The sequence below is a fragment of the Serratia marcescens genome (assembly GCF_029846115.1).
GTDB classification, from domain to species: Bacteria; Pseudomonadota; Gammaproteobacteria; order Enterobacterales; family Enterobacteriaceae; genus Serratia; species Serratia marcescens_L.
This window is the reverse complement of the sequence record NZ_JARVZZ010000001.1, coordinates 2,116,276-2,128,678: the sequence shown is the minus strand read 5'-3', so window position 1 is coordinate 2,128,678 and position 12,403 is coordinate 2,116,276. Positions and strand designations below refer to the sequence as shown.

Annotated in this window: 14 protein-coding genes and 1 riboswitch; of the genes, 11 read left to right on the top strand and 3 right to left on the bottom strand. The window is 59.8% G+C overall.

Annotated elements, in window-relative coordinates; all coding sequences use genetic code 11:
• The 6 genes from mrdB (at position 1) to lipA (ending at position 5,733) form a co-directional block, all read left to right on the top strand.
• Complete coding sequence (mrdB, locus tag QDT79_RS09900; protein ID WP_004940006.1) at positions 1-1,113, top strand: peptidoglycan glycosyltransferase MrdB; 1,113 nt, start codon at positions 1-3, stop codon at positions 1,111-1,113.
• Between the two features lie 10 nt (positions 1,114-1,123).
• Positions 1,124-2,209, top strand: coding sequence for an endolytic peptidoglycan transglycosylase RlpA (gene rlpA, locus QDT79_RS09895; RefSeq protein ID WP_308316447.1), 1,086 nt, complete (start codon positions 1,124-1,126; stop codon positions 2,207-2,209).
• A 180-nt stretch (positions 2,210-2,389) separates the two neighbouring features.
• On the top strand, positions 2,390-3,601 hold the full coding sequence (dacA, locus tag QDT79_RS09890; RefSeq protein ID WP_004940010.1) for a D-alanyl-D-alanine carboxypeptidase DacA: 1,212 nt from the start codon (positions 2,390-2,392) through the stop codon (positions 3,599-3,601).
• Between the two features lie 104 nt (positions 3,602-3,705).
• Positions 3,706-3,972: a DUF493 family protein YbeD gene (gene ybeD, locus QDT79_RS09885; RefSeq protein WP_004940012.1), complete on the top strand. Its 267-nt coding sequence runs from the start codon at positions 3,706-3,708 to the stop codon at positions 3,970-3,972.
• Between the two features lie 134 nt (positions 3,973-4,106).
• Positions 4,107-4,775, top strand: a complete 669-nt coding sequence (lipB, locus tag QDT79_RS09880) for a lipoyl(octanoyl) transferase LipB (protein WP_063991084.1) — start codon at positions 4,107-4,109, stop codon at positions 4,773-4,775.
• A complete protein-coding gene (gene lipA / locus QDT79_RS09875) occupies positions 4,768-5,733 on the top strand; it encodes a lipoyl synthase (protein WP_063991083.1) in 966 nt (321 codons plus the stop codon). The genes lipB and lipA overlap by 8 nt, the downstream gene beginning before the upstream one ends.
• Before the next feature lie 93 nt (positions 5,734-5,826).
• Here the strand turns inward: lipA and tatA are convergent, their stop codons facing one another.
• A complete protein-coding gene (gene tatA / locus QDT79_RS09870) occupies positions 5,827-6,042 on the bottom strand; it encodes a Sec-independent protein translocase subunit TatA (RefSeq protein WP_060440524.1) in 216 nt (71 codons plus the stop codon).
• Positions 6,043-6,260: 218 nt separating this feature from the next.
• On the opposite strand from tatA, the gene QDT79_RS09865 reads away from it, so the two are divergent.
• The gene (locus QDT79_RS09865) at positions 6,261-7,328 is read left to right on the top strand and encodes a diguanylate cyclase (RefSeq protein WP_308316446.1); all 1,068 of its coding nucleotides are present in this window, start codon (positions 6,261-6,263) and stop codon (positions 7,326-7,328) included.
• Between the two features lies 1 nt (position 7,329).
• Here QDT79_RS09865 and QDT79_RS09860 read toward each other — a convergent pair whose 3' ends face one another.
• Positions 7,330-7,758 (bottom strand): GNAT family N-acetyltransferase, encoded by a 429-nt coding sequence (locus tag QDT79_RS09860; RefSeq protein WP_063991081.1) that lies wholly within the window; start codon positions 7,756-7,758, stop codon positions 7,330-7,332.
• A gap of 81 nt (positions 7,759-7,839) precedes the next feature.
• Positions 7,840-7,902, top strand: a riboswitch (Fluoride riboswitch).
• Positions 7,903-7,981: 79 nt separating this feature from the next.
• On the opposite strand from QDT79_RS09860, the gene crcB reads away from it, so the two are divergent.
• The 3 genes from crcB to QDT79_RS09845 all read left to right on the top strand — a co-directional run bounded on the left by crcB (position 7,982) and on the right by QDT79_RS09845 (position 10,447).
• On the top strand, positions 7,982-8,365 hold the full coding sequence (crcB, locus tag QDT79_RS09855) for a fluoride efflux transporter CrcB (protein WP_004940022.1): 384 nt from the start codon (positions 7,982-7,984) through the stop codon (positions 8,363-8,365).
• 288 nt (positions 8,366-8,653) lie between these two features.
• Positions 8,654-9,250, top strand: a complete 597-nt coding sequence (locus tag QDT79_RS09850) for a TetR/AcrR family transcriptional regulator (protein ID WP_308316445.1) — start codon at positions 8,654-8,656, stop codon at positions 9,248-9,250.
• Between the two features lie 6 nt (positions 9,251-9,256).
• On the top strand, positions 9,257-10,447 hold the full coding sequence (locus QDT79_RS09845; protein ID WP_063991079.1) for a multidrug effflux MFS transporter: 1,191 nt from the start codon (positions 9,257-9,259) through the stop codon (positions 10,445-10,447).
• 57 nt (positions 10,448-10,504) lie between these two features.
• Here QDT79_RS09845 and cspE read toward each other — a convergent pair whose 3' ends face one another.
• Complete coding sequence (gene cspE, locus QDT79_RS09840; protein WP_004940030.1) at positions 10,505-10,714, bottom strand: transcription antiterminator/RNA stability regulator CspE; 210 nt, start codon at positions 10,712-10,714, stop codon at positions 10,505-10,507.
• 346 nt (positions 10,715-11,060) lie between these two features.
• Here cspE and QDT79_RS09835 point away from each other — a divergent pair, with 346 nt between their 5' ends.
• Positions 11,061-12,224, top strand: coding sequence for a M20 peptidase aminoacylase family protein (locus tag QDT79_RS09835; RefSeq protein WP_063991078.1), 1,164 nt, complete (start codon positions 11,061-11,063; stop codon positions 12,222-12,224).
• The last annotated feature ends 179 nt before the right edge of the window (positions 12,225-12,403 follow it).

Sequence of the window (12,403 nt, the reverse complement as noted above, 5' to 3'; positions counted from 1 at the left end):
ATGACTGAAAGCCAACAAAAAGGCTCGATCTGGACCAAAATCCACATCGACCCGACGTTCCTGCTGCTGATATTGGCCCTGCTGGTCTACAGCGCCTTCGTGATGTGGAGCGCCAGTGGCCAGGACATCGGCATGATGGAGCGCAAGATCGGGCAGATCGTCATGGGGCTGATCGTAATGGCCGTCATGGCGCAAATCCCGCCGCGCGTGTACGAAAGCTGGGCGCCCTATCTGTATATCTTCTGCGTGATTTTGCTGATCCTGGTGGACGCCTTCGGGCAGATCAGTAAAGGCGCGCAGCGCTGGCTGGATCTCGGCGTGGTGCGCTTCCAGCCGTCGGAAATCGCCAAGATCGCCGTGCCGCTGATGGTGGCGCGCTTTATGAACCGCGACGTCTGCCCGCCTTCGCTGAAAAACACCGCCATCGCCCTGGTGCTAATCTTCCTGCCGACGCTGCTGGTGGCCGCGCAGCCGGATCTGGGCACCTCGATCCTGATCGCCGCCTCCGGCCTGTTCGTGCTGTTCCTGTCGGGCATGAGCTGGAAACTGATCGCCGTCGCCGCCGTCGCGCTGGCGGCCTTTATCCCGGTGCTGTGGTTCTTCCTGATGCATGGCTATCAACGCGACCGCGTAATGATGCTGCTCGATCCGGAAAGCGACCCGCTCGGCGCCGGCTATCACATCATTCAGTCGAAGATCGCCATCGGCTCCGGCGGCCTGTCCGGCAAAGGCTGGCTGCACGGCACCCAGTCGCAGCTGGAGTTCCTGCCGGAGCGCCATACCGACTTTATCTTCGCCGTGTTGGCCGAAGAGCTGGGGTTGATCGGGGTGTTGGTGCTGCTGGCGCTCTACCTGCTGGTGATCATTCGCGGGCTGATGATCGCCGCCAAGGCGCAAACCACCTTCGGCCGCGTGATGGTCGGCGGCTTGATGCTGATTTTGTTCGTTTATGTCTTTGTTAACATCGGTATGGTCAGTGGCATTTTGCCGGTAGTTGGCGTACCTTTGCCTCTGGTCAGTTACGGGGGTTCGGCGCTGATAGTGTTGATGGCCGGTTTCGGCATCATCATGTCGATCCACACGCATCGGAAAATGCTGTCTAAAAGTTTATAAGAGGTGAGTAATGCGTAAGGAATGGCTTTGGATCGGCGTCGCGGCGGTGTTGCTCTCCGCCTGTACCGCCCCGACCACGGAACAACAGGCGCCACAGCAGCCGTATAACGGCCCGGTGGTGGAAATCGGTGGCGTCGAGCCTCAATATGAACCCTATAACCCTAACAACATGCAGGATTATAAGGTTAATGGCGATACTTACCGCATCGTAAAAGATCCGCAGAACTTCTCGCAGACCGGCCTGGCGGCCTGGTATGGCGAAGAAGCCAACGGTAACACCACCGCGCTGGGCGAGCAGTTCGATCCGAACGGCCTGACCGCGGCGCACCCGACCTTACCGATCCCGAGCTATGTACGCGTCACCAACCTGGCCAATGGCCGCCAACTTGTGGTGCGCGTCAACGATCGCGGGCCTTACACTAAGGGCCGCATCATCGATCTGTCGAAAGCCGCCGCCGATCGCCTCAACCTGTCCAACAACACCAAGGTCAAAGTCGATTTCATCAACGTGGCGCCGGACGGCACGCTGAGCGGCCCGGGCACCATCGGCACCATCGTGGCGAAACAGAGTTATGCCCTGCCGTCGCGCCCGGATCTCGGCGCCAGCGGCATGGGTACCCCAATCCAACAGGACGTGCCGGTCGCCAGCGGCGCGGCGGTGCGCCCGATTGATAACAGTACCCTGCGCACCGACGACAACAACGCGCCAGCCGCCGGCGGCAACGCCGCCAACGGCCGCAGCGGTTTCCTCGGCGCGCCAAGCGCATTACCGGCCGGCGTGCTGGAAGGTTCCGAGCCTGAAGCCGCCTCCGTGGCCGCCCCGGTCGCGCCCGGGGCCGCAGCCGCCGGCATGGCTGCCGCGTCCTCCTCCGGCGGTTACGTGGTGCAGGTCGGTGCGCTGAGCAGCGCCGAGCGCGCCCAGAGCTGGCAGCAAAGCCTGAGCCAACAGTTTGGCGTGCCGGGCAAAGTGGCCGCCAACGGCAACGTTTATCGCGTCCAGCTCGGCCCGTTCAGCAGCCGTCAGCAGGCGGCTCAGCTGCAGCAACGCCTGGCCAGCGAAGCGCAACAACAGTCTTTCGTTACTGCTGCACCCTGAGCGTTAAGCCCGGCGGGCATTCGCGGCTGATAAGCGGTTATTTAGCTGAAACATTTTCTTGCAGCTAAAAGTTCTCTAACCGCAATTAGTCAGATGAATGGGTAATGCCTGCCGGGATCGCATCTGCTATAGTGTGGCTCGTTTTTTAACTTTACTTTCACGGATGTTGTAGTCCCGATCATGAAACAAGTAACTTCTTTTCGCTTAATCAAAAGCATCGCCCTCGGCACCGTTATCGCAATGAGCGCAGCCTCCGTTGCACATGCCGATGACGTTAACATCAAAACCATGATCCCAGGTGTCCCGCAGATCGATGCGGAAGCGTACATCCTGATTGATTACAACTCCGGCAAGGTGCTGGCCGAGATGAACGCCGACGCGCGTCGCGATCCGGCCAGCCTGACCAAAATGATGACCAGCTACGTCATCGGCCAGGCGCTGAAAGCGGGTAAAATTGGCCAGGACGATCTGGTGACCGTCGGCCAGGACGCCTGGGCGACCGGCAACCCTGTGTTCAAAGGCTCCTCGCTGATGTTCCTGAAGCCGGGCGATCGCGTGCCGGTCTCTAAACTGACCCGCGGCATCAACCTGCAATCCGGTAACGACGCCTGCGTGGCGATGGCCGACTACGTCGCTGGCAGCCAAGACGCGTTCGTTAACCTGATGAACACCTACGTCAGCAAGCTGGGCCTGCAGAACACCCACTTCCAGACGGTACACGGCCTGGATGCCCAGGGCCAATACAGCTCGGCGCGCGACATGGCGCTGATCGGCCAGGCGCTGATCCGCGACGTGCCGGAAGAGTACGCGATTTACAAAGAAAAAGAGTTCACCTTCAACAATATCCGCCAGATGAACCGCAACGGTCTGCTGTGGGATAACAGCCTGAACGTCGACGGCATCAAAACCGGCCACACCGACGCGGCGGGTTACAACCTGGTGGCTTCGGCGACCGAAGGCCAGATGCGTCTGATCTCCGCTGTGATGGGCGGCCGCACCTACAAAGGCCGCGAAGCCGAAAGCAAGAAACTGCTGACCTGGGGCTTCCGCTTCTTTGAAACCGTGGCACCGCTGAAAGTCGGTAAAGAGTTCGCTTCCGAGCCGGTCTGGTTCGGCGATGCCGACCGCGTTGAGCTGGGCGTGGACAAAGACGTCTACCTGACTATCCCGCGCGGCCGCATGAAAGATCTGAAGGCCAGCTATGTGCTGAACACCCCTGAAATTCACGCGCCGCTGGCGAAAAACCAGGTGGTCGGCAGCATCAACTTCCAGCTGGACGGCAAAACCATCGACCAGCGTCCGCTGGTGGTGATGAACGAAGTGAAAGAAGGCGGTTTCTTCAGCCGCATCGTGGACTACATCAAACTGATGTTCCACCACTGGTTCGGTTAACGGTTGAAACGGGCGAAATTGCCCCCATATACTGAATAACATTAACTCCCGCCCCGGCGGGAGTTATAATTTATAGATTAGCTAGCACTCTGGAGCGCACGCACATGCAAAAAACTAAACTGAACGAACTGCTCGAATTCCCTTGCTCGTTTACCTACAAGGTGATGGGCCTGGCGCAGCCTGAGCTGGTTGACCAGGTAGTTGAAGTGGTGCAGCGCCATGCACCGGGCGATTACAACCCGCAGGTTAAGCCGAGCAGCAAAGGCAACTACCACTCGGTCTCCATCACCATCAACGCCACTCACATCGAGCAGGTCGAAACCCTGTACGAAGAGTTGGGCAATATTGAAATTGTTCGCATGGTGCTGTAATCCCAGCATAAAACCCTGCTTATCAACCCGGGATGGCGCAGCGTCTTCCCGGGTTGCGCATTTTTGGTCAGCGAAAGGCTGGCCGCAGACCGGAGCGCCCGGTATAATGGCTTTACCACTTCTGTAACCTGACGATGACTCTTTTGCAACCAGACAAGATCATTTTGCGTCAGCTGGGGTTGCAGCCCTACGCGCCTGTATCCCAAGCCATGCATAACTTCACCGACAGACGTACCGAGACTACGCCGGACGAACTGTGGCTGGTGCAGCATCACCCGGTGTTCACCCAGGGCCAGGCCGGCAAAGCCGAACACGTGCTGATGCCCGGCGATATCCCGGTTGTCCAGAGCGATCGCGGCGGCCAGGTGACCTACCACGGGCCGGGCCAGCAGGTGATGTACGTGATGGTCGATCTGAAACGCAACAAGGTCGGCGTACGCCAATTGGTCACGGCAATAGAAGATACGGTTATCAACACCCTCGCCCACTTCCGCCTCGAATCGCGCGCCCGTCCGGATGCGCCGGGCGTGTACGTGGGGGAGCAGAAAATCTGTTCGTTGGGTTTGCGGATCCGCAAAGGCAGCTCATTCCACGGCCTGGCCCTGAATGTGGCGATGGATCTCAGCCCCTTCCAACGCATCAACCCTTGTGGTTACGCCGGCATGCAAATGACGCAGGTCAGCGCGCTGGCGCCCGGCGTTGGCATTGAAGACATACACCCAATCCTGGTACAGGAATTTGTTCATTTACTCGGCTACCAGACGGTCGAGCTTCGTAACTGGAACCTGCACGATTATGAGTAAACCAATTCAGATGGAACGCGGCGTCAAATACCGCGATGCTGACAAAATGGCGCTGATCCCGGTCAAAACGGTGGTCACCGAACGGCAGGAGCTGTTGCGTAAACCCGAGTGGATGAAGATCAAACTGCCTGCCGATTCAACGCGCATTCAAGGCATCAAAGCCGCCATGCGTAAGAACGGCCTGCACTCCGTCTGTGAGGAAGCTTCGTGCCCTAACCTGTCCGAGTGCTTCAACCACGGCACCGCCACCTTCATGATCCTCGGTGCTATCTGCACCCGCCGCTGTCCGTTCTGCGACGTGGCCCACGGCCGCCCGATCGCGCCGGACGCCAACGAGCCGGAAAAGCTGGCGCAAACCATCGCCGACATGGCGCTGCGTTACGTGGTAATCACCTCGGTTGACCGCGACGATCTGCGCGACGGCGGTGCTCAGCACTTTGCCGACTGCATCTCGGCCATCCGCGCCAAGAGCCCGAACATCAAAATTGAAACGCTGGTGCCGGACTTCCGCGGCCGTATGGATCGCGCGCTGGAGATCATCACCGCCACGCCGCCGGACGTGTTCAACCACAACCTGGAAAACGTGCCGCGCGTATATCGCCAGGTGCGCCCGGGCGCCAACTACGAGTGGTCGCTGAAGCTGCTGGAGCGCTTTAAAGAAGCGCACCCGGATATCCCGACCAAATCCGGCCTGATGGTCGGCCTGGGTGAAACCAATGCGGAAATCGTCGAAGTGATGCGCGATCTGCGCCGCCACGGCGTGACCATGCTGACGCTGGGCCAATACCTGCAGCCGAGCCGTCACCACCTGCCGGTGCAGCGCTACGTCAGCCCAGCCGAGTTCGACGAGATGAAAGAAGAAGCGATGGCGATGGGCTTCACCCACGCCGCCTGCGGCCCGTTCGTGCGTTCGTCTTACCACGCCGATCTACAGGCCAAAGGGATGGAAGTGAAATAACGCGTAATAGTTTGTTACGCTAAAGACGGCGGAAACGCCAAAAAACGGATGTCCGCAAGGCATCCGTTTTTTATTGCGCGCCGTCAGACGGGACTAAACGTCTTTCTTTTCGACGCTCTGCTGAGCGGACTGGCTCTCGGCGGTGTTGTTGCCGGCGGCCGGCGGCGTGCTGTCGTCGCCCACGGCTTTTTTAAAGCCTTTCAGCGCCGCGCCAAGATCGGCACCGAGCGTGCGCAGTTTGCTGGTGCCGAACAGTAAAATCACCAATACCGCAATCACCAGAAGTTTGGTAATACTGATACCTTCCATACTCACCTTCTTATCATAGAGCGCTGCGTGAACAGCGAGAAAAACTGACCTTGCCTGCGAATATTTAGCGACTTTCCCCCCGCTCGCACAACCGCAACATGTAACAGAGTGAGATCCGTCGCAGGAATGCCACGCGGCCCCGCGGCATGAATCCCAGACTATTCTTAGTTTATCACCCGCATGATACGCTGCCGTGATACTTATCAGGGAGAGGCCGGATGTATATTGCTCCACCCATTTTCGATGCCCGAAAATCCGGCCTCAGCTTCGCCAAACGCACCTATCTGCCCCGCGTCGCCGGCCTGGGGCTCGGCTTTATTTGCGTTTGCGCCGCGCTCTACCCCTTGGCCCCGCCCACAGCGGTCTGGCTATTGCTGGCCTTTCACGGTTTTCTCTGGCCGCATCTCGCCTACCGCCTGGCCTGCCGCGCCAAAGATCCGTTCAAAGCCGAGATCCGCAATCTGCTGATTGACTCCGCCTTCGGCGGCTTCTGGGCCGCGATGATGGCGTTCAACGCGCTGCCAGCGATTGTCATCCTGTCGATGATGAGCATGAACAACATCGCTTCGGCCGGTAAGGCACTGTTTGTCAAAGGCTTGGCGATTCAATTGGCCGCAGCGGCGCTGACCGGCGCGCTGCTCGGCTTCCCGTTCCACCCGCACAGCACGCCGCTACAAATCTATCTGTGCCTGCCGATGATCTACCTTTACCCGACGCTGCTCGGCCTGGTGACCTACCGCACCGCCAAGCGGCTGGCGGAAAAGAAACAGGAGCTGCAACGCATCAGCACCCGCGATGGGCTGACCGGCTTGTACAACCGCCGCCACTGGGAGCATCTGCTGCATCGCCAGTTCGACAGCTGCCGCCGCTACCAGGACAACGCCACGCTGATTCTGATGGATATCGATCGCTTCAAAACCATCAACGACACCTTCGGCCATGCGCTGGGGGATGAAGCCCTGGCGGCGCTGGCGGAAGAGCTGCTGATCGGCTTGCGCAACGTGGATATCGTCGGGCGCTACGGCGGCGACGAGTTTGGCGCGGTGCTGCCGAACACCAGCGCTGAACAGGCGGAAATCGTCCTGCGGCGCATCCAACAGCGGCTGGACGCCGTTATCTTCAAAGAGGCGCCACAGCTGCGGCTGCAGATCAGCGCCGGCATCGCCAACTACCACCCCACGCTGGGCGGTTATCTGGACTGGCTGAAAGCGGCCGACGGCGCGCTTTACCGGGCCAAGCAAAATGGCCGCAATCGGCTGGAAACGGCGGCGCCGACGGGCGACTAACTTACTGGTTTAATAATTTGGCAAAATACTTCGGCGCTTCGACAAAGCCTTCGCGCCGGTAAAACGCATGCGCCCGCTCGCGGCGGCTGTGGCAATGGACCTCCAAGCGATCGCAGCCGCGACGGCGTGCCAGCATCTCGCCCTCCACCAGCAACCGCCGCCCTACCCCCGCGCCGCGCGCCCGATCGTCGACGCAAAAATAGCTGATGCGGCCAATGTCGCCGGCCAACGCCAGCTGCGGCAGAAAATGCAGCGACAGCACGCCCAGCACCTGCTCGCCTTCCACCGCCACCAGCAGCGCCTCGTCCGGATGCGCCAGCAGCTGGCGCATCCGCTGCGTCAGAAACGCTTCGGTGCCGGGATAATCCAACGCCGTCATTAATTCGGCGATAGCCTGGCGATCGCTCAGGCGCGCCGTTCTGATTTCCATGGGGTGACCTCGCAGGTTGTCGATACTACAAAATAGGCGGCGTTAGGTGTAACATCCAACGGGTACGGCAAAAAGGCCGTGCGGCACGCTGGAGATGACATTCCTCCCTAACCGCCTTCACAGGCTGATGATGTCTACGTAACCTCTCGGAGAGAGGCGCGTAGCGTTACGCCTGTCCCTTTCCGAGTCCCGTGAATTTCTCTGATTGAAAGGTAGTTGCCCCATGTTGAGCTCTTTACTGGCCGTATTTATCGGCGGCGGCGTCGGCAGCGTTTTACGCTGGGCGGTAAGCATGAAAATGAATCCGCTGAACGCCCATATTCCGCTCGGTACGCTGATGGTCAATCTGATCGGCGGTTTTATCATCGGCCTGGCGATGGCGATTTTCACCCGCATGACGCATCTGGATCCCACCTGGAAATTACTGATCACCACCGGGTTCTGCGGCGGCCTGACCACCTTCTCCACCTTTTCGCTGGAGGTGGTGTACCTGATGCAGGATGGCCGCTTCGGCTGGGCGCTGGCCAATATGCTGCTCAACCTGGCCGGATCGCTGGCGATGACGCTGCTGGCTTTCATGCTGGTGATGTGGGTCAACGGGCGCTAAGCCTTAATGTTTCCTTAATCTTGCATGCGCATAATCTCATCCAGTACTCCTGACTGGATGAGAAACCGCTATGTTTAGCCTGCCGAAAACCGCCGCCGAAGCGATTGCCGTTGCGCTGTGCGTGCTGATCGTCGCCGCCTTTATCAAATCCTACCTGTTCGCTTAAGCGCCTTTTCCCCGCAGCACGCGTTCATCTTGCGTCTTTCCGGCCGATTACACTACAATTGAGAATGAACGTTCACACCCAAAAATGTGAACCCGGCTCACGCGTAGCAAAGGATCGGGCAGATGCTCTCCCCCAACGACAGTAAACAGGCCAAGGTGCAGGCCCGTCGCGATCAGATCGTCGAAGCGGCGAAAACCAGCTTCCGCCGCCACGGCTTCCACGCCGCCAGCATGGCGGAAATCGCCCAGGGCTCGCAGCTCAGCGTCGGGCAAATCTACCGCTATTTCGCCAATAAAGACGCGATTATCGAGGAGATCGTCAACCGCATCATCGCCAGCAAGATGCAGCGACTGGTAAACCTTGGCGATCACATCAACCTGATCGCCGGCACGCTGGCGGCGCGCACGCTGTTTCAGCAGCCGGGCGAAAGCGAAACCGATCACATGCTGATGCTGGAAGTGACCGCCGAAGCCACGCGCAACCCGGTGGTGGCCAAAATGCTCAGCGATGCGGAAGCGCGGCTGTTTCGCCACGTGTGCCACAATCTGCAGCGGCTGTATCCCCATTTCAGCGCGGAGGAGATCGCCGCGCGGGTGGAATTTATCGCCGTCATGAGCGAAGGCACCGGTTACCGTATCCTTACCACGCAAAAAGCCGATGCGTCCCTGCTGCGCGATCTGTATCAGCAGGCCATTTCTCACCTGTTCAGGAAATCTTAATCTCCCATGACCAAACACTTAGCCAGACAACGTCTGGTGTACGCCGTCGTGCTTGGCCTGTTGGCCGCGCTGGGGCCGCTGTGCACCGATCTCTACCTGCCCGCCCTGCCGGAAATGGCGGGCGAGCTGAATACCTCCACCGCCGCCGCGCAGCTCAGCCTGACCGCCGGGCTGCTCGGTCTGGGCGTCGGCCAGCTGATTTTCGGCCCTTACAGCGACAAACTGGGCCGCATGCGCCCGCTGTTGCTGTCGCTGATCCTGCTACTGGGCGCTTCGCTGTGGTGCGCGCTGGCGCCCACCATTGACCAGTTGCTGATCGCCCGCCTGCTGCAAGGCATCGCCGGCGCCGGTGGCGCGGTGATTTCCCGCGCCATTGCCCGCGATCTGTACGCCGGCCATGAGCTGACCCGCTTCTTCGCCCTGCTGATGCTGGTCAACGGCCTGGCGCCGATCGTCGCGCCGGTACTGGGCGGCGTTATGCTGCAGGTGATGAACTGGCGCGGTATCTTCGGCGTGCTGGCGGCCATCGCCGTGCTGCTGTTCAGCCTGTCGGCGCTGAAACTGCGCGAATCCCTGCCGGTAGAACGCCGCAGCCAGGGCGGTATCCTGGCGATGCTGATGTCGCTGGGCAGTCTGTTGACCCAACGCTACTTCATGGGCCTGTGCCTGACGCAGGGCTTCGTGATGGCCGGCATGTTCGCCTATATCGGCGCCTCGCCTTTCGTCTTGCAGCAGATCTACGGCCTCAGCCCGCAGATGTTCAGCCTGTGTTTCGCCATTAACGGCGTCGGGCTGATCATTGCGGCGCAGCTGGCCAGCCGCCTCAGTTCACGTTGGGGGGAGCGTCGGGTGTTGAGGGGCGGGCTAACGCTGGCGGCCGTCGCGTCGCTGTTGCTGCTGTTGGCCGCCGCGCTGCATGCGCCACTGGTATTGTTGCTGGTCCCGCTGTTCTTTTCGGTGGCGGTGATCGGCATCGTCGGCCCGACCGCCTCTTCGCTGGCCATGCAAAGCCAGGGTGACAAAGCGGGCAGCGCGTCGGCCTTGATCGGCGTGTGCATGTTCGCGCTCGGTGCCTGCGCCGTGCCGCTCACCGGGTTGGGCGGCACTTCCAGCCTGTCGATGGCGCTGACCATCGTCGGCTGCTACGCCGTCGCCATCCTGCTGTTCAGTCTGTTAGGCCGCCGTAGCGAGGCATAACGTACCCAATAAAAAACCCGCTCAATGAGCGGGTTTTAAGAAATTCAGCTACGCAGCTTAGATAGCAGTAACGTTAGCGGCAGATGGGCCTTTGGCACCGTTCGTGATTTCAAATTCTACACGCTGGCCTTCAGCAAGCGTTTTGAAACCGTTGCTAACGATGGCAGAGAAGTGAACGAAAACGTCCTTGCTACCATCTTCCGGAGTAATGAAACCGAAGCCTTTGGATTCATTAAACCACTTAACGCTACCTTTAATCTTAGACATCAAACTTACCTTTAACGTGAATGAAAGACACAAAACCTGTGTCGATTACAGTACAGCAAGCAGGCAGGATTTTGTCCACCACCGCGATCACAGAAATCCGATAAAGAGTGAAAAAATCCGTGTTGTCCGGTGTAAATGCATTGCACCGGTTGCGATAAGTTACCGTTCCAGGTCAATCCTCTCCATGCGCCGGCGAACAACGCGCGAACGCCCAAACCCGCCCGCTTACCCCAGCATTGACGCACCCGTGCAGACGCAATCGCTATGAAATATAACCAGATGGTCTTTTTGCTTCGGCGGCCGCTGCACTAGGGTTAGGGTTTATTTCCCACTGTGAGCCAAGCCTATGACCAGCCAGTTGGCAGACAAAATCATCGCCTATCGGCGTGAGCTGCACCAAAACCCGGAGCTTTCCAATCACGAATTCGCCACCACCGCCCGGCTGACGCGCTGGCTGCAAGAGGCGGGCATTCGTCTGCTGCCGCTGGCGCTGAAAACCGGCGTCGTGGCGGAGATCGGCAGCGGCAAGGGGCCGATTATCGCGCTGCGCGGCGACATCGACGCCCTGCCGATCGACGAAATCGCCGACGTGCCCTTCAGCTCGCAAAACCGCGGCGTGATGCACGCCTGCGGCCACGACTTTCATACCTCGGTGATGCTCGGCGCCGCACACCTGCTGAAAGCGCGTGAGGCCGACCTGCCCGGCACGGTGCGCATCTTCTTCCAGCCGGCGGAAGAGACCTTCAACGGTGCCCGGCACCTGATCGACGCCGGCGCACTGGATAACGTCGCGGCGGTATTTGGCCTGCATAATGCGCCGGAGCTGCCCACCGGCACTTTCGCCACCCGCGCAGGGCCGTTCTACGCCAACGTCGATCGCTTCCAGATCCTCATCACCGGCAAGGGCGCCCACGCCGCCAAACCGGAACAGGGCGTCGACACCATCGTCACCGCCAGCCAGATCGTCGGCGCGCTGCAGACGCTGCCCAGCCGCAGCTTCAGCTCGCTGGAATCACTGGTGGTGAGCGTAACGCGCATCGAAGGCGGCAATACCTGGAACGTGCTGCCGCAAACCGTGGAGCTGGAAGGCACGGTGCGCACCCACAGCGATGCGGTGCGCCGCCAGGTGCCGGACAAAATTCGCCAGGTGATCGACGGCATTGCCGCCGCGCTGGGCGCACAGGCCGAACTCCGCTGGCAGCCGGGGCCGCCGGCGGTGATCAATGACCCCCATTGGGCGGCGTTCAGCAAAACCGTCGCCGCCGAGGCCGGCTACCAGGTCGAAGAGGCGGACTTGCAGATGGGCGGTGAAGATTTCGCGCTGTATCTGCATCACGTGCCGGGCGTATTCGTCAGCATCGGCTCCGCCAGCGAGTTCGGTCTGCATCATCCGCGTTTCAATCCCGATGAACGCGCCCTGTTCCCCGCCGCGCAATATTTCACGCTGCTGGCGGAACGCACGCTGCAACAATTAACCACCGCGCCGGAAAAAGCCCTCAGCAACGCCTGAATAATGAAAAGTAGTATTTCCCCGACGCCGCACATGCCGCGTCGGGCTTTATTATTTCACCCGTCATGATATTTGCAGTTTTCAACATTTGAATATGCTGTTTTGTTGTTTTACATCCCGCCGCCGCTCATCAATAGTGAACCCATCAGACACCGCGCGCCTCTGCGGCGCATGACAGG